Annotated in this window: 18 protein-coding genes and 1 tRNA gene; 9 read left to right on the forward strand and 10 right to left on the reverse strand. The window is 58.8% G+C overall.

Annotated features, from left to right (window positions below; genetic code table 11):
• Position 1: 1 nt before the first annotated feature.
• Positions 2–547, forward strand: a complete 546-nt coding sequence (locus tag R3D51_16275) for a hypothetical protein (protein ID MEZ5901039.1) — start codon at positions 2–4, stop codon at positions 545–547.
• 158 nt (positions 548–705) lie between these two features.
• Positions 706–1614, forward strand: a complete 909-nt coding sequence (locus R3D51_16280; GenBank protein MEZ5901040.1) for an SGNH/GDSL hydrolase family protein — start codon at positions 706–708, stop codon at positions 1612–1614.
• Between the two features lie 218 nt (positions 1615–1832).
• Here R3D51_16280 and R3D51_16285 read toward each other — a convergent pair.
• A tRNA-Val gene (locus tag R3D51_16285) sits at positions 1833–1907 on the reverse strand.
• A 95-nt stretch (positions 1908–2002) separates the two neighbouring features.
• Positions 2003–2389, reverse strand: a complete 387-nt coding sequence (locus R3D51_16290; GenBank protein ID MEZ5901041.1) for a response regulator — start codon at positions 2387–2389, stop codon at positions 2003–2005.
• 335 nt (positions 2390–2724) lie between these two features.
• Here R3D51_16290 and R3D51_16295 point away from each other — a divergent pair, with 335 nt between their 5' ends.
• Both R3D51_16295 and hisN read left to right on the forward strand, forming a co-directional pair.
• Positions 2725–3621: an N-formylglutamate amidohydrolase gene (locus R3D51_16295; GenBank protein MEZ5901042.1), complete on the forward strand. Its 897-nt coding sequence runs from the start codon at positions 2725–2727 to the stop codon at positions 3619–3621.
• Between the two features lie 783 nt (positions 3622–4404).
• The gene (gene hisN / locus R3D51_16300; protein MEZ5901043.1) at positions 4405–5226 is read left to right on the forward strand and encodes a histidinol-phosphatase; all 822 of its coding nucleotides are present in this window, start codon (positions 4405–4407) and stop codon (positions 5224–5226) included.
• Between the two features lie 61 nt (positions 5227–5287).
• Here the strand turns inward: hisN and R3D51_16305 are convergent, their stop codons facing one another.
• Together R3D51_16305 and R3D51_16310 are read right to left on the reverse strand one after the other, a co-directional pair.
• Positions 5288–5620: a hypothetical protein gene (locus R3D51_16305; protein ID MEZ5901044.1), complete on the reverse strand. Its 333-nt coding sequence runs from the start codon at positions 5618–5620 to the stop codon at positions 5288–5290.
• A gap of 124 nt (positions 5621–5744) precedes the next feature.
• Entirely contained in the window at positions 5745–6734 is a 990-nt protein-coding gene (locus R3D51_16310) for an alpha/beta hydrolase (GenBank protein ID MEZ5901045.1), read from the reverse strand.
• A gap of 253 nt (positions 6735–6987) precedes the next feature.
• Between R3D51_16310 and R3D51_16315 the strand changes: the two genes are divergently transcribed.
• The 3 genes from R3D51_16315 to R3D51_16325 all read left to right on the forward strand — a co-directional run bounded on the left by R3D51_16315 (position 6988) and on the right by R3D51_16325 (position 14211).
• Positions 6988–7434 carry an Hsp20 family protein gene (locus tag R3D51_16315; GenBank protein MEZ5901046.1) on the forward strand — a complete coding sequence of 149 codons (447 nt, stop codon included), beginning with the start codon at positions 6988–6990 and terminating at the stop codon, positions 7432–7434.
• 542 nt (positions 7435–7976) lie between these two features.
• A complete protein-coding gene (gene gltB, locus R3D51_16320; GenBank protein ID MEZ5901047.1) occupies positions 7977–12698 on the forward strand; it encodes a glutamate synthase large subunit in 4722 nt (1573 codons plus the stop codon).
• A 73-nt stretch (positions 12699–12771) separates the two neighbouring features.
• Positions 12772–14211, forward strand: a complete 1440-nt coding sequence (locus R3D51_16325; protein MEZ5901048.1) for a glutamate synthase subunit beta — start codon at positions 12772–12774, stop codon at positions 14209–14211.
• An 82-nt stretch (positions 14212–14293) separates the two neighbouring features.
• On the opposite strand, the gene R3D51_16330 is transcribed toward R3D51_16325, so the two are convergent.
• The 4 genes from R3D51_16330 to galE all read right to left on the reverse strand — a co-directional run bounded on the left by R3D51_16330 (position 14294) and on the right by galE (position 19179).
• On the reverse strand, positions 14294–15289 hold the full coding sequence (locus R3D51_16330; protein MEZ5901049.1) for a zinc-dependent alcohol dehydrogenase family protein: 996 nt from the start codon (positions 15287–15289) through the stop codon (positions 14294–14296).
• Positions 15290–15397: 108 nt separating this feature from the next.
• A complete protein-coding gene (locus R3D51_16335) occupies positions 15398–16738 on the reverse strand; it encodes a GDSL-type esterase/lipase family protein (protein MEZ5901050.1) in 1341 nt (446 codons plus the stop codon).
• Positions 16739–16830: 92 nt separating this feature from the next.
• The gene (locus R3D51_16340) at positions 16831–18066 is read right to left on the reverse strand and encodes a lytic murein transglycosylase (GenBank protein MEZ5901051.1); all 1236 of its coding nucleotides are present in this window, start codon (positions 18064–18066) and stop codon (positions 16831–16833) included.
• 114 nt (positions 18067–18180) lie between these two features.
• Complete coding sequence (gene galE / locus R3D51_16345; protein MEZ5901052.1) at positions 18181–19179, reverse strand: UDP-glucose 4-epimerase GalE; 999 nt, start codon at positions 19177–19179, stop codon at positions 18181–18183.
• A gap of 189 nt (positions 19180–19368) precedes the next feature.
• Between galE and galU the strand changes: the two genes are divergently transcribed.
• Positions 19369–20256, forward strand: a complete 888-nt coding sequence (galU, locus tag R3D51_16350; GenBank protein ID MEZ5901053.1) for a UTP--glucose-1-phosphate uridylyltransferase GalU — start codon at positions 19369–19371, stop codon at positions 20254–20256.
• A gap of 4 nt (positions 20257–20260) precedes the next feature.
• Here the strand turns inward: galU and R3D51_16355 are convergent, their stop codons facing one another.
• Positions 20261–21844, reverse strand: coding sequence for an outer membrane beta-barrel protein (locus R3D51_16355; GenBank protein ID MEZ5901054.1), 1584 nt, complete (start codon positions 21842–21844; stop codon positions 20261–20263).
• A 289-nt stretch (positions 21845–22133) separates the two neighbouring features.
• Between R3D51_16355 and R3D51_16360 the strand changes: the two genes are divergently transcribed.
• Positions 22134–23165: a KpsF/GutQ family sugar-phosphate isomerase gene (locus tag R3D51_16360; GenBank protein MEZ5901055.1), complete on the forward strand. Its 1032-nt coding sequence runs from the start codon at positions 22134–22136 to the stop codon at positions 23163–23165.
• A gap of 23 nt (positions 23166–23188) precedes the next feature.
• On the opposite strand, the gene R3D51_16365 is transcribed toward R3D51_16360, so the two are convergent.
• Complete coding sequence (locus R3D51_16365; protein ID MEZ5901056.1) at positions 23189–23638, reverse strand: NfeD family protein; 450 nt, start codon at positions 23636–23638, stop codon at positions 23189–23191.
• Positions 23639–23674: the final 36 nt, after the last annotated feature.

Consider the following 23674-nt stretch of genomic DNA (forward strand, 5'->3'; position numbering starts at 1 on the left):
CATGAGCGTAGAGGCGTCGATCGAAGAAACTGTAGGTCAAGACATTTGGGCTTGGCTCAAGGAATTTGTCACCGTCAAAAACGAATTCTACAAGGGAAAGTTCGCGCCCTGCCCTTACGCACTCTCGGCCATTCTCGCAGATCAGGTAGACGTGAAGGTCTATCTGCGGGGCAACGTCCGCTCATTCATTCGTCAAAAATCCATCGAGTTGCGTGACTCCAAAAATCTGTCCACCCGAGTCATGGCGTTTCCACCGAGGGTTCAGTGGCAATGGGGAATTAGCGAGTATGTTGAATCTCTCAATGCCGAATTGATTTCGGATGGCATATTCCTGAACACTGGCGTTACCAAGACAATGAATAGTTCGTACCCAGACTCGTCCGGCAACAATCCATATTTCATCGTGGTGGCGAACCGTATCAACGCTGTGTTGTCTGGCTCAAAGGCATTGCAGCGGACATCCTACTATAAGGATTGGCCACGGGAACAATACGAACTCGTCGTCGAACGGCGCGATCGAATGGCCAAGAAGTACGGCATCAAATAGGATCCACGCAAATGTGGCATTCATTATGGAGCTACCATCCTCGGATTGGTTACACTTACGTGCCAAACGTCCGATCGCGAGTTCCACTCGAGAACGGTATGCCGGGTGGCTATCTGGTGCGCACCAACTCGTCTGGATTTCGTTCGGAACGTGAGTTCGTGCGCGAACGCACGCCGAACACATTTCGCGCAATCATTTTTGGAGACTCACAAACCGCCGGTGATGGCGTATCGAATAAAGAGCGTTTCAGTGACTTGTTAGAAGAGACAATGCCCAACCTCGAAGTGTTCAACTACTCTCTAACTGGCACCGGCACAGACCAGCAGTATTTGACCTACCTTGAGTTCGGCGCTTCGGTCGATTGCGACCTACTTATAATCAGTCCCTATGCGGAGAATGTGAAGCGGGTAAACAATCGCTTCCTCACATTTCGCGATGCCAGCGGACAAGAAACCTTCTATGCAAAGCCGTACTTCAGTCTCGTTGAAGACGAACTGGAGCTGCAGAACGTCCCGGTACCGAAGAAGCCATTTACGAGCGAGACGCTCGCGCCGGAGGACGCCCGTCACGTCCATAGATTCAAAGCGATCTTGCCTGTTCCAACTGTGCTGCGCCCACTCGTTCGGCATAAGGGAGTACGCACGGCGCTTAAGAACTTGGGCATTCAGGATCTTGCGCAGACCATTACCAAGACACAGCAAGTTCCAGAGTACGATTCTCCCGATAGCCCGAGCTGGCTGCTTCTTCGCGGAATTCTTGAGAAGTGGATTCGCCAGAGCCCTGCTCCCGTCTTGCTTGCGCCAATTCCAATGTGGACGGATATCGAGGGATCGAGCGACCCCACCAATTACCAGGCGCGCTTTCGAGAATTGGCAGCCGACACGGGGTGCCACCTTTACGACATGCTGCCGGACCTCTTTCGATACACTCCAGAAGAGCGCCGGAACTTCCGCTTCAAACGCGACATGCACCTATCAGCGCAAGGGCATCAGGTCATAGCGCGATCGATGGGGGCTGTTATCGAAAGCATTATGCAAAGACACCGCGCCTACGAAACACCAGCCTAGGCCCTTCAACCACCACAGCCCAGCGCCACAACGAGGCCGCGCGCCCGTCCGCGCCTTTTCGGCTCGACTTCAAAGGACGACTGACAGCCGTGCGGTACCCGGACGGGCGTCATAGGTCGCCGCCAACATCATTGACACACGGCCGACACATGAGAAAAACGGCCAGCATCGCAAGGGTAAGGAAAACCCGAAAAGGCCAAGAAAATCTGATGGTGTAGTGGTGGGCACTAGAGGGATCGAACCTCTGACCCCTACCATGTCAAGGTAGTGCTCTACCGCTGAGCTAAGTGCCCGATAAGGGAAGTCGTGCTTCTAGAGGGTGTTCGGCGGGCTGGTCAAGCCTCCGTTGGTAAAATCAGCCCCGGAAAGCCGATTTCCCCCTGCGCCCTCAGGCCGCAAGCAGGCGATCGACCTCTTTTACAAGGTCTTTCAAATGGAAAGGCTTAGACAGAACGCGGGCGTCCTTGGGAGGCTGGTTGTCACTGTTGAGCACGACAGCCGCAAATCCGGTGATGAACATGATCTTGAGATCGGGATCTATCTCACTAGCCCGCCGAGCCAATTCGATCCCGTCCATCTTTGGCATCACGATATCGGTGAGCAGCAGCGTGAACGGTTCATCCTTCAACCGCTCAAAGGCATCTTCGCCATTGGCAAAAGCCACAACGTCGTAATTGGCCTTCTCCAGCGCCTTGACCAGGAAACCCCGCATGGAATCGTCGTCTTCCGCCAGAAGGATGCGGTGCAACGGAATGCTGGAGGGCTTCGCGGGCATAAGCGTACTCTTGCTTGAGGGAAATCTTGGAGACAATGCATGTAGCGGAATTTCGCTAAGACGCAAATCTGTCCCGAGTTTGGTAAACTTAGGATGAACCTGTGGACGAACCTAAGCCGGCAGTTGCCGTGCACACACGCTTCCCCGCGTGCCTTTCCAAAGTCTACACGCCCCGCGTTGCACAAGTACCGCGCCAGGACACGATGCAATGGACAGGAGGAAGTAACACTGGCACTGTCGTCATAAATCAGCCAGCAAGGGCCTGAAGAGAACCACACACGCCTTTTCGACGTGGCCTTGGCACTTTCCAGAATGCGGGGATCGACTGAACGAGGATGGACAACGACGCTTCCCAAGCAAACGCTGCCAGCCCCTCCTTTGAGCTCATTCGGCCTGAACGGCAGACGGCTGCGTTCGTTTTCTCCTCGCCCCACTCTGGCCGGCGATACCCTGCTGATTTCCTCGCAGCCTCCCGGCTTGACGCGATGTCGCTGCGCAAATCGGAGGATTGCTTCGTCGATCAGCTCTTTTCAGGCATGCCCGCGTTGGGCGCTCCGCTGATCGCTGCCCTCTTTCCCCGAGCCTATCTCGACCTCAACCGCGAGCCCTATGAACTCGACCCGGAGCTTGTCAGCGATCCACTCCCTTCGCACGCCAACACGCAGTCCGTACGCGTCGCAGGAGGGCTGGGCACTGTTGCGCGCATCGTTGCCGATGGCGAGGAAATCTACGAAAATCGGCTTCCGTTGACGACTGTCATGGCCCGCATAGAGCGGCTTTACTTTCCCTTCCACGCTGCACTCGCCTCACTTATTGAGGAAACACAAGCACAGTTCGGCTTTGCGGTGCTGATCGATTGCCATTCGATGCCATCCACCGCCGCAGTAGCGGGCGGTGGCGCGCGGCCCGATATAGTGATCGGAGATCGATATGGCGCTTCCTGCGATCCGAACTTCGCCCGCGCGGTGCGCGATTCCTTCCTGCGGGCCGGCTATGACGTACAGATGAACCGGCCCTATGCCGGAGGCTACATCACCGAACATCATGGCAAACCGACCCGCGGCATCCACGCGTTGCAGATCGAAATCAATCGCGGTCTGTATCTGGATGAACGTCGCCTTGTCGCCAGCAAGGGCTTCTCTGGTCTAAGGGCCGATCTCGAGACCATCTTCCAAGGGCTTATATCGAGCGCACACGAGATGTTCGGACCCTACAGCGCGGCAGCAGAATAGAACCGCCCAATCTCAACTGAAGCACCCGCACTCCCGCCTACCATTGCCGGGGCCCAAAAAAAAAGGCCGTTCGGAGAACGAACGGCCCAAGTCTAGGGAGGAAACGCCCAAGGAGGGCTACGACAGACAAGCAAGACTTGTCGATGTCGCAATGCAATAATTAAGGGTGCGGCGCACCACGAGCAACTGCAATTTTCGCAGAGCTGACATTCTCATTTGCATTTCACCAACGGGAGGAAAAGACGTTATCCTGCTGGAATATATTGTTTTTTCACGATGCCCCAACGATCTTTCCGACGAACCGGCCAGCGAAACCGATCACAATCCGCAACAAAATGAAAGAATACGCGCGCAGAACGAGCGCCGCAATGCACATCTGAAGCATGATGGTTAAGGCGGCTTCCCAGCGATTTGACGTCATTCCTCACAGGGCAGAGGCACGTTAGGGCAAGCATACCGGCCGTGAGGATCAGAGGGGGAGAATGTGTGCTCCCAACAAAAAAAGGCCGTCCGTAAATCGAACGGCCCCAAGTCTAGGGAGGAAACGCCCAAAGTGGGCAACACGATTGCGAAAGAAGCGTGTCGACCGCAACCGCAACACGAAGATGCGCCGGTTCGCGGGGCACCGCAATCATCCATAATCCTAGACCAAACACATTAACAATTCTATGTAACAGGCCGGCAACAACTGCGGTTTACAACGTAACGCTGGCGTGACCTCCGCTATCCCAAGTAAATTGAACGCCCATTCCAAAAATACTCAGATCTTCCCATAACTTCGCCATGCCCATCGACAACCGAAAGTTGAAATCCCTGCCCTTCAAGGTCCTGCTTGAAGCGGCCCACGAGTTCGCCGACCTTAGTGGTTCTGCGGTGTTGAAATCTTTTCGGCGCCCGCTCTCGATCGACAACAAGGCTGAAGGTGGCTTCGATCCGGTCACGCACGCAGATCGCGCGGCGGAAAAGGTCATTACCAAGGCGCTCAAAGCCCGCTTTCCCGATCATGCGTTGACTGGGGAGGAATTCGGCGATCTCGATGGCCTGAGTTCGTATCGCTGGATAGTCGATCCCATCGACGGGACCCGTGCCTTCATCATGGGAAGCCCCTTATGGGGCACGCTCATCGGCCTGATGGATGGCGAGGCGCCCGTGCTGGGTCTAATGAACCAGCCCTTCACGCAAGAGCGCTTCTGGTCGAGCGAGAAGCGTGCGCACATGCGCCGCGGCCCTGACGGAAAAGTCTCTACGCTGTCCACTCGTTCTTGCAAGAACCTCGCGGACGCGGTGCTGACGTCCACTCACCCCGGCCTGTTTGCAAGAGGTCGCCAACAGGACATTCTTCGCCGCTTCGAGAAGGCCGTGCGGATGACGCGCTATGGCGGCGATTGCTACGGCTATTGCCTCCTCGCTGCGGGCTTCGTCGATCTCATAATCGAACCCGATTTGAAGCCCTACGATATTGCCCCGCTCATTCCCATTATCGAGCGCGCCGGTGGCGTCGTCACCACGTGGTCAGGCTCGGCGGCGAACGCAGGCGGTGACATCATCGCAAGCGGTGACAAGCGTGTTCACGAAGCCGCACTTAAGTTGCTGGCAAAAGCATGACGAAAACGGCAGCGAAAAGCTGCCGTTTCTCTCAGTCCAGATCACAAAGCTAAATGGCTGCTTACCGCCACTTGCCCGACAAGATGTCAGCGCGGCTCGGAAGATCGACATTCTGCAGATTGCGCAAAACCCGATCCAAACGGGAACTTGGCCTACTGTTGAGCTTCCATAGCGCACCGACTGCGAACGCCAACCCGGCGGCAACAGCCAACGTCGTATAGGGGTTGCGCACGACGATATCCTTGACGTCTTCCGCCACCGTTCGCGCCTCTTTGCCTGCACGCTGAGCCATCTCAGAGACCTGGGCCTTGGCCTCTTCGACCGTGTGCTGGAATTCATCGCCAACGTAAGCGCTGCCGGACTTGGGAGCTGTCCACGTGTGTGCCTGAGCCATTTTACTGCGCCTTTCGCTTCGGTTTAGAAAAGAGAACTGAAGCACAAACGCGAATGGCGGCGGATCGTTCCTGGGGTGGACGCCGCGAGATCGTGTAACTGCCGGATTTGCTCAAACCACCGATTTAAGCGGCTGAAGGCATCGCCACGCCCATATAGGCGTCAAACGCAGCCCAGAATCGCTGCCGGATGGCGTCATCTTCTTGCAGGATCTCGTGCTTGGACCCAGGCATCAGAATGACTCCGCCAATTTTGAGCTCGACAGCAAAGTCCTCGATGGCCTGTGTGGAAACGATGTGATCCGCGCCGGCAGCGAATACCAGCAACGGGACCGCAACATATTTTGGATAGTCAGGCCGTTGCAGCAACGCGCAACTGCGCAGCGCTGATCGTAACCAGCCCACGGTTGGCGACCCCAGAGCAAGCTCCGGCGCGGTCTCCACAATCGCCTTGTTGCGCGCCCAGCGCACATGGTCGGACGTTAAGCGATTGATTTCGAAATCGACAGTCTCCTCTGGCCTGTCGTTACCACCACGGACGTAAGTGGTCGCCAGCCCAAACAGGCAGCTGGTCTCCGCATAGATCCGCGCCAGCCGCTGGCTGACGCCTAGCCTGGAGCGATTAATGGCGATCATCGGGGAGATCAGCACCATGCGTTCGAATGGCGATAGCTCGTCGTGCGAATTTCGCAGGAGGATGTTTGCGCCCATCGAATGCGCTAAGGCCGTGTAAGGCGGCGGCAGATTGGGAACGACGATTTCCGACATGAATATCGAAAGATCGCGATCGTACTCTGTAAACCCGACCACATGACCTTTGCGCGGGTTGGAAAGGGCACGTTCCGAGCCGCCCTGCCCGCGCCAGTCGTGGATGGCAACGGCATAACCGCGTCGGCGCAAGTCCGCGACAACCTCGAAGTATTTCTCAATGTATTCGCCCCGGCCGGGAAATATGCAGACTGTCCCGCGTATCGGCCCTCTTGTCGGCTGCCAGCAAGCGTAGCGCAGCTGCAGCCCGTCATAGCCCGCGAAAGCGCCGGTTACGGCGCCTGCGGGTACGGGATTTATGGCGAGAGAAACAAGTGTCATGCGCAGAGCCCGGTTCGTCGTGACCACATAAATCCATCCTAGCCATTGGCGCCGCCAGCGGCAAAGGCCATGGTCGCTCCATCCACGGCATCCATGGCGCAGAAGACGGCTTCCGCCGTCGTCTCCTGCCCTGCGCGCAAGGGACTTGAACGGGCTTTTGCGCTTACTACCTATGTGGTGTGCCCGCCTTTAGCGAGGGGGCACGCTGCAGGCTCTGCCCAATCGGGAGACCTACAAGCAGTCTGAAAATGCATGTCGCTTCTTATGGAGGATATGTCCCATGCGACACACTGATTTCACGCCCTTCTACCGTTCCGCCATTGGCTTTGACCGACTGTTCCAAATGCTCGATTCGGGCTTTGACAGCGAAAGCGGTTATCCCCCTTACAATATCGAGCGCACCGCCGATAACGCCTACCGCATCACCATGGCAGTGGCAGGCTTCACCCCTGATGAGTTGAAGGTCGAAGCCAAGGAATCGACCCTGACCGTCTCGGGCGAGAAAAAGCCTGACGACAAGGAGCGCAGCTACCTTCATCGCGGCATCGCAGCCCGTAATTTCGAACGCCGCTTCCAGCTGGCTGACTACGTTGAGGTGACCGCGGCGAGCTTCGAGAACGGTCTGCTCAACATCGACCTCCAGCGCAATATTCCCGAGCGCATGAAGCCCCGCCAGATAGCTATTAACGCTGGCGACACCCCCAAGCAGATCGAAGCCGTCAACTGACATCACAGCAAACCGTTTGGGTTTGCTTCGTTTGCGCGACGCTGAAGGGCAGGCCACAAGGCCTGCCCTTCTTTTGTTCTTTCCGCTTTAGGGTTGATAATCAGGGCGCTGCCCCATCCGCCGGCTCCGTAAATGCCCTGAAGTGTTAGCGCTTGTGCGGTGTCATTAAATCTGTAGAATTCAAAAATAGGTCAACAATGCTGTCCTTTATGATCAATGGGATCATGAGGTGGAGAGCTGTGCGCCGAGGCACCGGGCGAACGGTGTCTCGGGCCATATAAGGGCGCTGGAGAACGAACGCCGTGAGTGGGGCATGTAAACGCTTTGGACGCCGGCTAACCGGCGACGGCCCGATACAGAACGCAACCCGGCAGCCCACTGCAGAGGACGCGCGAAAACGCAGCGTCCTTTATGGCTGACGGCACGGCGGCCTCGCAAATGCCGCGAGGCCCCAACCGGTCCCTCTGCGAACGGTCTCACCAACAAACTGTTTCAACCTACTTTTTCTTGCAAGACGGCCCAGCGCCAATTGAGGACGAACGATGAGCGAAGGCTACCTTCCCCCCGCCGAAGACGAACTGATTGACGCTTCGGGCCGCCCGGCGCCTCAAGGCATGTTCGACCCGGCGCAGGAACGCGATGCATGCGGTGTTGGCTTCATCGCCGACATGAAGGGGCGCCGGTCGTACAAGATTATCTCGGACGCACTGAGCATCCTGCATAACCTGGAGCACCGCGGCGCGGTCGGTGCTGATCCGCTATCGGGCGATGGCGCGGGCATCATGATCCAGATCCCGCATGACTTTCTCGCCGACGAGACGAGTAAGCTCGGCTTTACGCTGCCCAAGCCCGGTTTCTATGCGGTCGGCCACGTCTTCATGCCGGCCGACGAACGCTTGCGTTCGCACTGCGAACGCGTGTGGGGTCGCTGCTTGAAGGAGGTGGGTCTCGATCTGCTCGGATGGCGCCTCGTTCCCGTCGACAACTCGTGCCTTTCGGACATGGTCCGGGGCGTAGAGCCGGTGCATCGTCAGGTGTTCGTTGGCCGACCCAAGAGCATCAAGACCGCAGAAGAGTTCGAGCGCCGCCTCTATCTGGTGCGCAAGGTCGTCTCCAACGCCATTCACAATGCCTATAAGGGCCGCGACATCGGTCACTACACTGTGTGCCTGTCAACGCGAACGATCGTCTACAAGGGCATGTTCCTATCTTATCAGGTCAAGGCCTACTACAAGGACCTGTCCGACGAGCGCATGACTTCAGCGCTGGCGCTCGTCCATCAACGCTTCTCCACCAATACATTCCCGTCCTGGAAGCTTGCCCATCCCTATCGCATGGTGGCGCACAACGGCGAGATCAACACGCTGCGCGGTAACGTCAACTGGATGGCCGCTCGGCAGGCTTCGGTCTCGACCCCGCTGTTTGGCGAGGATATCTCCAAGCTTTGGCCGATCTCATACGAAGGTCAGTCTGATACCGCGTGCTTCGACAACGCGCTCGAATTCCTCACCATGGGTGGTTACAGCCTTGCGCACGCCGCGATGATGCTGATTCCGGAGGCTTGGGCCGGCAACCCGACGATGGATGCCAACCGCCGTGCCTTCTACGAGTACCATGCTTGCCTGATGGAGCCGTGGGACGGTCCTGCCGCCATGGCCTTCACGGACGGCCGCCAGATTGGCGCAACCTTGGACCGTAACGGCCTGCGCCCTGCTCGCTATCTCGTCACGAAGGACGACGTCGTCATCATGTCCTCCGAGTCCGGCGTTCTGCCCGTATCGGAGGAAGACATCGTCAAAAAGTGGCGCTTGCAGCCGGGCAAGATGCTGCTGATCGATCTTGAGAAGGGCTGCATCATCTCCGACGAGGAACTGAAGGCGGAGATCTGCACTTCGCATCCCTACGACACATGGCTGAAGAGCACTCAGATCAAGGTCCACGAGTTGCCGCTGCCAGCAAAGTCTGCAGTAAGCAAGAGCAACATTGCACTGCTCGATCTGCAGCAGACATTTGGCTACACGCAGGAAAGCACCAAATTCCTGATGGCTCCGATGGCCGACAGCGGCATGGAAGCGGTAGGCTCCATGGGCACCGACACGCCGATCTCGGCGTTGTCTTCGAAGTGCAAGCTGCTTCATACCTACTTCAAGCAAAACTTTGCTCAGGTCACGAACCCGCCGATCGACTCGATCCGCGAGGAACTCGTGATGAGTCTCGTGTCGTTCATCGGTCCGCGGCCAAACATCCTCGACCTGGAAGGGACCTCCAAAGAGAAGCGGCTGGAAGTTATCCAGCCGATCCTCACCAACGAGGATCTGGAGCGCATCCGCGGCATCGGCGCAGTGAAGGACAACAATTTCGCGTCCATCACCATCGACATCACCTATCCTGCCGAGAAGGGCGAAGCGGGCATGGGTCCGGCGCTCGACGGCGTGTGCGCGGAAGCCGAAGAGTTCGTGCGCGAGGGCGATTACAACATCATCATTCTGTCGGACCGCGCTGCGGGCCCCGACCGGATCCCGATCCCCTCACTGCTGGCGACGTCGGCGGTCCATCATCATTTGATCAAGCAAGGCCTACGTACCTCCGTTGGCCTCGTAGTGGAAACCGGCGAGGCGCACGAAGTGCATCAGTTCTGCACGCTCGCAGGTTACGGCGCCGAGGCCATCAACCCCTACCTCGCTTTCGAGACCCTCTACACGATGATCGAGGACTCCAACACGACCACCGAGGAGGTCAAGAAGCGCTACATCAAGGCGATTGGTAAGGCGATCCTCAAGGTCATGGCCAAGATGGGCATCTCGACCTACCAGTCCTATTGCGGCGCTCAGATCTTCGACGCGGTTGGCCTGCGGTCCGCCTTCGTCAATAAGTACTTCACCGGAACCGCCACCAAAGTGGAGGGCGTCGGACTGCGCGAGATCGCGCGCGAAACGGTCGAGCGGCATAAAGCTGCCTTCGGCGACGTTCCGGTGCTGGAGAATGCTCTCGAAGTCGGCGGCGAGTATGCCTACCGGGTGCGCGGCGAGGCCCACGCTTGGCGGCCGGGCACGGTTGCCGACTTGCAGCACGCCGTTCGCGGAACAGAAAACGCCGACGCCATGAGTGGCGAGGTTCCTCAGAAGTATCGCGACTTCGCAAAGAGCATCAACGAGCAGTCCGAGCAGCTGATGACGCTGCGCGGCATGTTTCGCATCCGCTCGGCGGAAGGCATGGGACGCAAACCCGTAGCGCTCGAAGAAGTCGAGCCCGCCAAAGAAATCGTGAAGCGCTTCGCAACAGGCGCAATGAGCTTCGGCTCCATCAGCCGCGAAGCGCACACTACGCTCGCCATTGCCATGAACCGGATTGGCGGAAAATCGAACACCGGCGAAGGCGGCGAGGAAACCGATCGCTTCAAGCCGATGCAGAATGGCGACTCCATGCGCTCTGCCATCAAGCAGGTGGCATCGGGCCGCTTCGGCGTTACGACGGAGTACCTCATCAACTCCGACATGATCCAGATTAAGATGGCCCAGGGCGCCAAGCCGGGCGAAGGTGGTCAGCTACCGGGTCATAAGGTCGACGCCACCATCGCGAGGGTCCGGCATTCGACACCGGGCGTCGGTCTCATCTCGCCCCCGCCACACCACGACATCTACTCGATCGAGGACTTGGCGCAGCTCATCTATGACCTGAAGAACGTCAATCCGCGGGCGGCCATTTCGGTCAAGCTCGTATCCGAGGTTGGCGTCGGCACCGTCGCCGCAGGTGTTGCGAAGGCACGCGCCGATCACGTAACCATCTCGGGCTTTGAAGGCGGTACGGGTGCGTCACCCCTTACCTCCATCAAGCACGCAGGCTCGCCGTGGGAAATCGGTCTTGCTGAAACGCACCAGACTCTTGTCGCAAACAAGCTTCGCGGCCGCATCGCCGTGCAGGTAGATGGCGGCCTGCGCACTGGTCGCGACGTTGTCGTCGGCGCACTACTTGGCGCCGATGAGTTTGGCTTTGCAACCGCTCCGCTCATCGCAGCCGGCTGCATCATGATGCGCAAGTGTCATCTCAATACTTGCCCCGTCGGTGTCGCTACCCAAGACCCGGTCTTGCGCGCGCGCTTCACCGGCAAGCCCGAGCACGTCATCAACTACTTCTTCTTCGTTGCTGAAGAAGTGCGCGAGCTTATGGCACAGATGGGCTTCCGCACCTTTGATGAGATGGTTGGTCAAAGCGATTGCCTCGACAAGGACCGCGCCATCGAACATTGGAAGGCGCGCGGGCTGGACTTCACCAAACTGCTTCACAAGCCGAGCCCAGAACCGGGCGTCGCGATCTACCATTGCGAGTCGCAGGATCACGGTCTCGACAGTGTTCTCGATCGCAAGCTGATCGAGCTGGCCAGGCCCGCACTCGATTCAAAGAAGCCCGTGAAGGCGGACGTTGAGATCATCAACGTCAATCGTTCGGCTGGCGCCATGCTGTCTGGTGAAGTCGCCAAACGCTATGGACACGCGGGCCTGCCGGAAGACACCATCTGGTTCACATTGACTGGCACCGCAGGTCAGGCTTTCGGCGCCTGGGTCGCGGCTGGCGTCACCATGGATCTCGTCGGCGAAGGCAATGACTACGTCGGCAAGGGGCTTTCGGGTGGCAAGCTGATCGTTCGCCCGCATCCGAAGTCCGGCATCTCGCCTGAAGACAGCATAATCGTCGGCAACACCGTGCTCTACGGCGCCATCTTGGGTGAATGCTACTTCCGCGGCGTGGCGGGTGAGCGTTTCGCCGTTCGCAACTCGGGCGCTTATGCCGTTGTCGAAGGCACAGGCGATCACGGCTGCGAATACATGACGGGCGGCGTTGTCGTCGTCCTGGGACCGACCGGACGCAACTTCGCTGCCGGCATGTCAGGCGGCATCGCCTACGTTCTGGACGAGGCCGGCGACTTCGAGACCAAGCTGAACAAGGAGATGGTGCAGCTTGAAAGCTTTGAGGCAGATCCCGGCTCGCTAAGAGCTATGGCCGAACAAGGCGGCGATGTCGCCGTAGCGCTCAAGAACGTCATGCTCGACATGCGCGAGCAGGATGCTGAACGGCTCTTCGCTCTGATCAGCCGACACGCGCATTACACGAACTCTGCCAAGGCACAGACGATCTTGAAGGATTTCGCGAGCTACCTGCCGAAGTTCAAGAAGGTGATGCCGGTCGAATACCGCCGCGCGCTGACCGAACTCGCCAAGGCAAAGGAAGCCGAAGCCAGCCAGACGGAAGAACAGGTCAAGCAGTAATCGAGGGGCACGCGACGCCTCAACCAGAGAAACGAGCGCGCCAGGCGCACCGAAGGATCAAGAAGAGAAGACCATGGGCAAGCCGACAGGATTTCTGGAACTCGACCGCGAAGACCGCAAGTACAAGCCGGTCGAGGAACGCCTGAAACACTATCACGAATTCGTCGTTCCGTTGCCTGAAGCAGGGGTCAAGAAGCAAGCTTCACGCTGCATGGATTGCGGCATTCCGTATTGCCACAGCGGTTGCCCTGTCAACAACCAGATCCCAGACTGGAACGACCTCGTCTATCATGGCGACTGGAAGCAGGCGGCGCTAAACCTGCACTCAACCAACAACTTCCCCGATGTGACAGGCCGCATCTGCCCCGCGCCTTGCGAGGCGGCTTGCACGCTCAACATCGATGATAAGCCTGTCACGATCAAAACCATCGAGTACACGATTGCCGAACGCGCCTGGGATGAAGGCTGGATCCAGCCGCACCCTGCCGAGACGAAGACCGGCAAAAAAGTAGCCGTCATCGGATCGGGCCCGGCCGGGCTTGCTGCCGCCCAGCAGCTGGCGCGCGCGGGTCACGAAGTGCACGTCTATGAAAAGAATGCGCGGCCCGGCGGGCTGCTCGTTTATGGCATTCCCGACTTCAAGATGGAAAAGAGCGTCATCGCCCGGCGCATCAAGCAGATGGAAGCCGAAGGCGTCACGTTCCACTGCGGCGTTCACGTCGGCAACGAACTGTCGTTGAAGTACCTGCTCGGCAAGAACGACGCTGTCCTGCTGGCCATCGGGTCCGAGCAGCCCTTCGACTTCTTCGCCAAGTCGCCCGGCCGAAATCTCGACGGCATTCACTACGCGATGGACTTCCTGCCTCAGCAGAACCGCCGCGTTGCAGGCGAACAGCAGAAGCCTAAGACGCAGGAAATTCTTGCTAACGACAAGCACGTCATCGTCATCGGCGGCGGCGATACCGGCTCCGACTGCATCGGCACGTCCTTGCGTCAGGGTGCAAAGAGCGTGACGCAGCTTGAGATCATGCCAAAGCCTCCGGTCAAGGAGAACAAGGGTCTATCGTGGCCGCATTGGCCGCTGAAGCTGCGCATCTCGTCCTCGCAGGCAGAAGGCGCGATGACGGAGTATTCTATTTCGACCACCGGCTTTTCCGGCGAGGGCGGCAATATCAAGAAGCTTCACTACACGCGCGTGAATGCCAACATGCAGCCGATTGCAGGCACCGAGGGCACGCTGGATGCGGACCTCGTGCTGCTCGCCATGGGCTTTTCCGGCCCGATCGAGAGCGATGTCGTCAAAGAAATGGGTTTGCGGGTTGTTCCACGTGGTCGTTTCAAGGGACTTGATGCCAACGACCGCGATTACAAACTCAACGGCCACCCCAAGCTGTTCTGCGCGGGTGACATCCGCCGCGGTCAGAGCCTCGTCGTTTGGGCAATCCGCGAAGGCCGTCAGGCGGCGCACGCGATCGACAAAGAACTGATGGGCGAGACTACGCTGCCGCGTTGACCTCAAAAACGCCAGAAAAACGCGCCCGGCAGCAACAGCCCCGGGCGCTTTTTCATTTTTGAGAACACCAAATCTGGACTGCCTAGCCCTTCGCAGTCACCACTACCTTGCCAAGCTGCGCGTTGCTTTCCAGGTAGCGGTGCGCTTCCGCGATGTCGGCAAGCTCAAAGACCTTGGATACGATGGGCTTGAAGGCTTTCGCCTCGAAGCCGCGGTAGATAAAGTCCGCGCCCTTTTCTATCTTCTTGCGGTCGGGCGTGAACTCAAACAGCGTGTAACCGCGAATGGTAAGGCCTTTGCCCAGAGCGGCAAACAACGGATAAGGCGTCGGCTCCGGACTCAGGGCGCCATACACGATGATGATGCCCATCGGAGCGGTGGCTTCCGCCAGCTTTTCGAGCATGGGACCGCCGACAGGATCATAGACAATACGCGCACCTTTACCGTTGGTAATTGCCATTACCCTCTCTGCGAGGTCTTCCTCATCGGTCACGACCACATGCTGCGCGCCCTGGCGTTTCAGCTCCTCCGCCTTGGCGCGCGTGCGCGTTGCGGCGATTGAGATGCCTCCGAGATAGTTCACCATCTGGATGGCAGCGATGCCAACGCTGGAGGAAGCCGCCGTGATGATCACGGCATCGCCCTTCTGCGCGTGCGCGATGTCGATGAGGGCCCCCCACGTCGTGATGTAGGCCATCCACACCGCTGCTGCTTCTACAGCCGTCAATCCCGGCGGGCGCTTCACGCAAGCGTGCGCCGGCACGATCGCTACATCGGCATAGACGCCATACTTATTCAGGTGCAACGCCGGAATGACACTGATGGGCTCGCCGACGGAGAAGCCGGACACGCCGGGCCCGATGGCATCGACAATTGCTGAGGCCTCATACCCGTTAGTAGACGGAAAAATCGGCGGATGAAGGTACATGCCAGAACGGAACATAGCCTCGGCGCGGTTGAGACCGATGGCTTCTATCCGAACGCGCATCTCGCCCTCACCGGGCGCGCCGACCTCTAGATCCTCGATCTTTAGAACTTCCGGCCCACCGGCCTCGTGAAAGCGAACAACACGGGTCACTCTTAGCGTCTCCATTTCTCAGGGCATCACTTGCGGCCCAATTTCTCAACAAACAAATATGATCGCCCTTTTGACGGGCAATGGTCCAAAAGTTGATAGGGTTTGCAATCAGCCGCGCGGCGCAGAGGGTCGACGCTCGAGCGAGGACGTGTCGGGCTTCTGCCAAGTAAAGTCGTCGGCCCGACCGGGTTTCGGTTGCAGACGCTCGCCCTTCACCAACAGGCGGAAATAAGGTGCTTGAGAGGGGCTGAGCTTGCCAGGGCCTTTCTGACCCGAAGGCGTTACCGAATTCATTAACGTGAGCCCGTCACCAATCTGGTCAACGAGCTGATCGCCCATCTGGCCGGAGGCCTGCCTCCGCGTCATCAGCGCAACTACAGATGCGGGAATGGGCGGACGCACAATCTCCAATGAGACGGTCTCTGGCCGGCCGTTATTGCCAGTGACCACCATGGAAATCTTAGCGTTATCCGCCGCAACATCTCCCGACGGATCCGCCACGGGCGCGCTAATCAGAGTCTTCTTCTCTTCTTGTGCCGGCTTTTCGGCGGCCGCAGGCGAGGATGGCGCTGGCGACTTCACCGCGTTTTCGGGATTGATCAGTGCTTGCTCCGCCTCATTGCCAGCTAGCGGGATCGAGCGATCCGCCTTCGCCCTGTTGAGATCGCGGCGCATTTCCTTTTCCACGAAATGCGCTAGCTTCGCGTTGCCTGCGTCGGTGAAGTGCACGCCGTCGCCTTGGCGCAGAACACGGATCTTTCCCGCAAGGTCGGGGCCGTAAGCAGAATAGGAACCACTCTCGTCGGTGAACCCGGCAAAGGCATCGATGTAGCGGAACCCATTTTGATAGGCGCGCTCGCGGATGACTTCATTCATTCCCTGAGCCTGATCGTTGGCGATCGGCCGGGATAGATTGGGCAGCCCCACCCAATACACACCCGCGTTCTTGATCTTGACGGCCTTCATGATCTTGTCGAGCCGGCGGACGTACTCGGTACGCCATTCGGGGCTCATAACAGCGACACGGCGATTGTCGGAGGTCCGCAAGGTTACGCGGTCGCTGTCGCCAACCATGACCACCACGATGTCGGCTTTCTCGTTCGCCATCGCCTGAGCGAACTCATCCGCCTTATTATCGAACTTGGAACTCATGATGCCGGAAAGGGGCCGGATCTGCTTCGGCAGCTCCAGGCGCGAGTCGTTGCCGAAGCTCTCCGCCAATCCACTGAGCAGGCCATCGGCGAAGTCATCGCCCACAACGAGAACTTTGTAGACCTCGCCTTCGGGGAAAGGATTGAGAAAGCTGCCGCCTGTGTCGTCATCGGCTGCGCGCGCGCCAGCACAGCCCAGAAGGACTGCGGCGATTACCGCGATACCTATGCTTGCAAGACGGCGTATCATCAAACGTGTCGCGAACCGATTTGTGTCCTCACCGGGACCTGCACTCAAAGTTGCTCTCCGGGCTCTCGTTCAGGAATGCCCGTTACGCGGCAAATCACACGTGCATCTTAGCCCTTCAGGCCCCCACGGTGCAAACGCACCTAACGCTCAGCCTTTGTATTTGCGTGGCTAAGTACGGGCTCGGATGGCCAGCAGTCGATTTTCAAGCCGTTAGACTTCTGATAAAGCCCAATTTGCTTGCGTGTGTTGGATCCAATTTTTCCGTCGATCTTATCCATGGGATAGCCCAGCGCCTTCAGACGCGCTTGCAGGTCATGCACCGTGCGCGTCCGCGGCTGATTAAATTCGGCCCACGGCGTTGCGAAATCGCCACCACCGCGAATCCGGTCAGACAGGTGGCCGACGAACAGCGCATAGAGATCCGATGTGTTGTAGAGGCGGATGACCTTGAAATTCTCCGACGCGAGAAACTGTGGACCATAAGTGCCCGCCGGGCTCATGAGGTATGCCACCTCGGCCTTTTGCGACTTGGTGAAAGGCTTGCCGTCCGCACGCCGGAAGCCAAGGTCGATCCATTTTGAAATGGTGCGTTCGTCAGGCGGTCCCTCGAGCGAGCAATCAGCACCACGACCATAGACGACTTCATACCCCCAGCCCTGTCCGCGCTTCCAGCCTTTGCCTTCGAGCTGGCGGGCGGCCGATGCGAGAGCGTCGGGTATCGAACGCCAGATGTCTGCCTTGCCGTCGCCATCGCCATCGTCGGCATATTTGAGGTATTCGCTCGGCATGAATTGGGTGAGACCAACTGCACCCGCCCATGAGGATTTCATATCGGAGCGAGGGACACCCATCTGCAACATGCGCAAGGCCGCGATCAGCTCGTTGCGAAACATATCCTTGCGGCGTCCGGTATACGCCAGCGTGGAAAGGACGCGGATCGCGTCGTGCGGGAGCTTATGATAGCCGTAAGCCGTCTCACGCCCCCAGATGGCGACGAGGATGTAGGGATCGACCCCCGTCTTGCGTTCGATCTCTTTTAGAGGCCCCTTATACTTGGCAAAGAAGCTGCGCCCTTGCGACGACAGCTTCTCCATGTAGGGCTTGGAGATGTAATCGGCAGCTGTTTTTGTAAATTCCGCCTGACCCGAGTTATCGACCTTGGGCTTACCCGGTAAAGCGAGATCGGGCAGCTTGTAATCCGGCGTGACCCCTTTCATCGCCGCATCGAATGTTGCGCGCGACACGCCGGCCTTGGAAGCATCCGGCCACAGCCCGGCAACAAAAACGTCGAACGTCTCAGCGCGCGCGGGCGCGCCTGCGAAGAGCAGAGCGGCGGCAGCGAAAAGCACATGCATCAGCCGAGCCCGATAGATCACAAAGCAGCCCTCCCAGTCTTGCGTAGCGCCCTGCCGCAGCAGACCAATTCGGATGCTGGGCGGGCGCACAGTCTTGGTAACGGGATGCTAGGATTTGAGGGCTTTTTTGCGACCTCAAGCGGCGTTCGGAGGCATTGGACCAGAAAGTTTGCGTTCCCACGCAAGGGCTTGGGAAACGATCTGGTCGAGATCGTCGTTTTCTGGTTTCCAGCCGAGCTGTTCACGGATCTTGGCGCTGCCAGCTACGATGGCAGCCGGATCGCCCGGACGGCGCGGCGACAACTTCACGGGGAAGTCGACACTAGAGGCGCGCTTCACGGCCTCGATCACCTCTAGCACTGAATACCCCTTGGAATACCCGCAGTTGAAGATGTTGGTCGTCCCGCCCTGCCGCAGGTACGACAGCGCCGACATATGGGCTCGCGCAAGATCCTTGACGTGGATGTAGTCGCGCACGCAGGTGCCGTCGGGAGTAGGATAGTCGGTGCCGAACACTTCCATGCCCGCCCGTTTGCCGAGGGCGGTCTCGCAGGCAACTTTGATGAGGTGCGTTGCGCGCGGCGTCGATTGACCGGAGCGGCCCTTCGGATCAGCGCCAGCCACGTTGAAGTAGCGCAAGGCGACAGCGTTGAAATCGTACGCCCGCGAGGCGTCCTGCAGCATGATTTCCGTCATCAGCTTCGACGATCCGTAGGGCGACATAGGCGCAGGCGTCGCAGCTTCCGAAACAGGGTTCTCCTTCGGATTGCCGTAAACGGCCGCAGTTGATGAGAAGATGAAGTTCTTCACCCCTGCATCGACAGCCGACTGAATCAAAGCCCGAGACTTGACGGTGTTGTTGAGATAGTAGCCCAGCGGATCGGCTACTGAATCCGGCACCACGATCGAACCGGCGAAATGAATGATGGCCGTGACACCATGCTTGTGAATAACGGCTTTAACCAAGTCCTCATCGCCGGCGTCACCAACGACCAGTGTCGCCGGTTCAGCAACGGCCCATTTAAAGCCGGTCGAAAGATTGTCGACGACAACGACACGCTCGCCCGCATCAAGCAATTCCAGAACCATGTGGCTGCCGATGTACCCGGCGCCCCCCGTGACCAATACGCTCATCGTTCCTTCCCGCTTGACCTTGCGTACCCAAACCATCAGGTCTTGTCCCAGTCTTGAACAAGCCTTTCCGGCGATGAAATAGTGTCTTTACCTTCGAAGGTGAGACACCGCACCATTGTTCAAATTGTGTTCCACTTGAGTTAGCACATCAAACTTGAAATCCTGTTGCCTCGATCGGGAGACTTAGAAATGTCCAGTGGTTCCAAGCGCATCCGTAAGGCCGTCTTCCCCGTGGCCGGTCTTGGCACCCGCTTCCTGCCTGCTACCAAGGCGGTGCCCAAGGAAATGCTGACCGTAGTCGATCGCCCGGTCATCCAACACGTAGTCGACGAGGCGCGCGAAGCCGGGATCGAGCACTTCATATTCGTCACTGGACGCAACAAGGGCGTGATCGAAGATCACTTCGACAGTCAGTTCGAGCTGGAACGCACGTTGAGCGAGCGCAACAAGCGCAACGAACTCGATCTCCTGGCACGCGACCTGCCGGGTCCTGGACAGACGAGCTTCACGCGCCAGCAAGCCCCACTCGGCCTGGGACATGCGGTGTGGTGCGCGAGAGAGATCGTCGGCAGCGAGCCCTTCGCGCTGCTGCTCCCGGATATGCTTCATCATGCAGAGCGTCCTTGCCTCGCCGATATGATCGCGGCGTACAACGAACATGGCGGCAACTTGATTGCCGTTTCCCCCGTGCCTGAAGATCAGACGCATCAGTATGGCATCGTCGGCGTCACCGATCGCAAGGCAAAGGTCTCCTCCATCACGGGAATGGTCGAGAAGCCGCCGCGCGGGACCGCGCCGTCCAACCTGCACATCACAGGGCGCTACATCCTCCAGCCTGAGATCTTCGACTTGCTGGCCGATCAGGAGCGCGGTGCGGGCGGTGAAATCCAGCTCACCGACAGCATGATCCGTCTCATGGAGGAACTGAAGCAGCCCTTCCATGCCGTGCGCTTCGATGGACGTATTTACGATTGCGGATCGAAGATCGGGTTCCTCGCCGCCAACATCGCCTATGCGATGGCGCGGGACGATCTTGCCCCATCCCTGCAGGCAGAGCTGCGGCGTCTCCTCGGCTAGGGCACTAACGCCGGATAATCATGCCAATGTGAACCTCATCGGAATTGTAATCGCTCTCGATGCCGATCGCGTTGAACTTGGTGTGCGCGTATCGCGTAAACAGGGAGGTCTCTCGGTTGAGGTAATACTCCGCACCAAGCGTGGCTCGATATTCCTTGTCTTCAATGATGCCGTCTTGCGAATTCTGCGTGGTGTACGAGAGCCCGGCTGATCCGATCAGGTAGGGACGGAAGGCGTGTCGCGCCTCAAGTCCGAGATAGCGATAGAAAGCACCGCCCACATCAACCGTTGTGGTTTCGGACACATCCGAGCTTGCGTAAAACAGCAGCGAAGTCAGTTCGGTGACGCGCCAGGCGACGTTGCCGTCGATGATAAGCCCGTCCAAAGATTTCAGCCGATGGTCATCGGGCGTCTGAACGCCATAGCCGAGCGAAATCTCGCCACGCAAAATGCGCCCCGTGTTACCGAATGAGAGCCCGAACCGGTAACGCTGGCCATCGGAGGAGCGATTTATGAGGTCCGTCTGCGCGACTTCGCCATAGTTGCGCTGATTGACGGCAACTTCTGTAAACGCCGACAGCGTCGGCTTGAATTCCCAAGAAACGCGACCGGTCTCTTCCGTTGACGTGTAGTCGCGGTCGGCGTTGGAGAACGTCTGGCCTGCGTTCTGCACATCGCCGAATGTGTAGTCGGAAACCGAGCCTCGAAACTGCAACGACAGCCGATTGAAGCGGTGATTAAACGACGCTTCACCATGATCCACTGTCTGGTTTGCGCGCGAGCCGACGCTCAACGCATCGAGCGCAGAGCGGCTTTCCTGACTGAATTGACGGTTGACGATGGCCTGCAGGTTGGTACGGCTCGTGAAGTCGAGACGCCCGCGTGTCTCCAACTGATAGGCGCGATCGTTTTCGGAGTCATATTCACCATAGTAGCTCAGATCGCCTATCGCTCGGAACTCCAGCGCATGGCGGTCCCAATTGGACACTAGACGGGCCGCCGGCGCCAAGTCGAGCGCCCAATCCGAAACCGCATTGGGCGCGCGAAACACGTTGGAATACGACGACGAACCTATTTCGGCTTCGGGGAACAGAACGAAGCTGCCGATCCTGATGCCGACGGGATCATAAGGATCCAGACTTGCCAGTCGGCGCACCAGTCGGTCGTTCTTGGCCGGATCGACATCCTCGACTTGAAACAGGAGCGGGTTGTAACCGGCGGGCGGGTTCTCGAAGACTGCGATATCTTCCGTATCGCGCGTATCGACGACGCTCGGATCGGTACCGTCCTGAGGCGCCACGGGTTCTGAAACATCCACCACCCCGTCGAGCGGCTGGGTGGGCTCACTGGGATAGTTTGGATCGCCGTCTTGCACCACCGCGCGCTGCCCCTCGCCGGGCACCGGATCAAGCCCATCGCTTTCTTCAGTCTCAGCAGTGGGATCGTCACTGGGAACGGGAGGCGGGATACCAGGTGCGGCATAATTGTCGTCGAGATCAGCTGACGGCTGGCGACTTGTGCTGGGGAGCGAGGGCCCGGCGGGGAAGGTTGAGCGCAATGGCAGCGTTTCCTGCGCGTGCGCAGGCACGGGCCCCAACAGCACTCCTAGGAGGCTGGCGGCCGCAAACCCCAATAAAAACCAGGCAAATTGCCGGCGGCCCATTGCCGAAGCGTCCCCACGAACTTCTCTTCACGCGAACGCCACAGACACCACCGCCGACACTAAAAAGGCCCGGTTAATTCGGACTTAAGGGGATTACGCTGTAGCCCAGGTGGCCACGGGGGCGGTCCTTTGCTAGACACGACTCTTAAAGGGCAACCGCCCTGCCCTGAACCTGCCCTGTAGGCCCAGCGCCTCAACATGAGCGGTCGTCGATATGCAAAAAGCCCTTACCCAACCGCGCCCGCGAACCCGCACGGCGGCAAAGCGCGCAAAGCCAGTCCAAAGCGCGGCTGTGAGCTCGGCGCTGCGGACACTGGCCCTCGAAAAAGAGGGACTAAGCCAGCTTTCCGAGGACCTTGCTGCCTCTCTTGCCCCAGCTTTCCGAGACGCCGTGGATAGGCTCGTGGCCGTGCGTGGGCGCGTCATCGTCACCGGCATCGGCAAGAGCGGACATGTCGGTCAGAAGATCGCCGCAACGTTCGCCTCGACGGGGACGCCGGCCTTCTTTGTCCACCCCAGCGAGGCTTCGCATGGCGATCTCGGCATGATCACGCCGCAGGACCTTATCCTGGCGCTCTCGTGGTCGGGTGAAACGGTCGAGCTCAAACCGCTGATCATCTATTCTCGCCGGTTTGCTGTGCCACTCGTCTCGATTACATCGCGCGCAGATTCGGCGCTCGGCAGCCAGTCCGACGTCGCGCTTGTACTACCGCGCTCCAAAGAAGCCTGCCCACATGGCTTGGCCCCCACCACGTCCACGACCATGCAGCTTGCGCTCGGCGACTGCCTCGCTATTGCGCTGCTGGAAGCAAAGGGCTTCACCGCGCACGATTTCAAGATCTTCCATCCCGGCGGTTCGCTCGGGGCGAACCTCAAGCATGTCAGCGACATCATGCATAAGGCCGACAAGCTACCGCTGACCGGACCGAACGAGATGATGTCGACCGCAGTGCTGACCATGACCGCCAAGAGCTTTGGATGCCTTGGCATCATAGATGGCAAGGGGAGGCTCGTCGGGGTCATCACCGACGGCGACTTACGCCGTCATATCGATACCGATATGCGCAAGGCGCGCACAGGCGATATCATGACCCGCAAGCCGAAGTCCGTAAGACCTAATATGCTGGCGTCAGCGGCACTCGAATTCATGAATGCGTCTTGCATCACGTCGCTGTTCGTTGTGGATAAAAGCAAGCCGGTTGGTATCATCCACGTTCACGACCTGCTGCGTGCTGGCGTCGTTTAAGCGCGTCCCCAGCAGCATCGCAGCTACGATAGCGGCGTGACGACCAGGACCGTTCCGTTGACACCTGTCACGCGCACTTCCGCGCCTTGGGCCGCGTCGTCGCCTTCCGCCGTCCAGACTGTGTCGCCGACACGTACCTTGCCGCGGCCGTTTCGAATGGCATCCACGACCTCGACTTTTCGGCCGACATATTGCGCGCCGCGCACGTTGAGCGTCGGTTCGTCAGCCACCTCGTCACCCGCATAGCGACGAACCCAGAACACGGTCGCAACCGAGATGATCGCAAAGGCTACGATTTGCCAGGGCCAGGCAATCGGAAGCAGAAGTGCCAGGACCCCGATAATGGCAGCGGCAATGCCAAACCACAGGAAATGGATGCCGGGCACAAGTGTCTCCAGCACCATCAACAAAGCTGCCAGCGCAAACCACAGCCAGGGGCCAAATTGCGCGATCAGGTGGGAAACGGATTGCATGGCGCTATCCTCGAGTTACCGGGTCTTGCCGGGCAT

This window comes from Hyphomicrobiaceae bacterium (genome assembly GCA_041397645.1).
GTDB lineage: Bacteria > Pseudomonadota > Alphaproteobacteria > Rhizobiales > Hyphomicrobiaceae > Hyphomicrobium_B.

Bases quoted from the DNA above. Each gene is read 5' to 3' on its own strand.
- galE (MEZ5901052.1), bottom strand. From the start codon at position 19,179: ATGAGCGTATTGGTCACGGGGGGCGCCGGGTACATCGGCAGCCACATG.
- hisN (MEZ5901043.1), top strand. From the start codon at position 4,405: ATGCCCATCGACAACCGAAAGTTGAAATCCCTGCCCTTCAAGGTCCTG.
- R3D51_16275 (MEZ5901039.1), top strand. From the start codon at position 2: ATGAGCGTAGAGGCGTCGATCGAAGAAACTGTAGGTCAAGACATTTGG.
- R3D51_16365 (MEZ5901056.1), bottom strand. From the start codon at position 23,638: ATGCAATCCGTTTCCCACCTGATCGCGCAATTTGGCCCCTGGCTGTGG.
- R3D51_16290 (MEZ5901041.1), bottom strand. From the start codon at position 2,389: ATGCCCGCGAAGCCCTCCAGCATTCCGTTGCACCGCATCCTTCTGGCG.
- R3D51_16315 (MEZ5901046.1), top strand. From the start codon at position 6,988: ATGCGACACACTGATTTCACGCCCTTCTACCGTTCCGCCATTGGCTTT.
- R3D51_16360 (MEZ5901055.1), top strand. From the start codon at position 22,134: ATGCAAAAAGCCCTTACCCAACCGCGCCCGCGAACCCGCACGGCGGCA.
- R3D51_16295 (MEZ5901042.1), top strand. From the start codon at position 2,725: ATGGACAACGACGCTTCCCAAGCAAACGCTGCCAGCCCCTCCTTTGAG.
- gltB (MEZ5901047.1), top strand. From the start codon at position 7,977: ATGAGCGAAGGCTACCTTCCCCCCGCCGAAGACGAACTGATTGACGCT.
- R3D51_16305 (MEZ5901044.1), bottom strand. From the start codon at position 5,620: ATGGCTCAGGCACACACGTGGACAGCTCCCAAGTCCGGCAGCGCTTAC.
- galU (MEZ5901053.1), top strand. From the start codon at position 19,369: ATGTCCAGTGGTTCCAAGCGCATCCGTAAGGCCGTCTTCCCCGTGGCC.
- R3D51_16325 (MEZ5901048.1), top strand. From the start codon at position 12,772: ATGGGCAAGCCGACAGGATTTCTGGAACTCGACCGCGAAGACCGCAAG.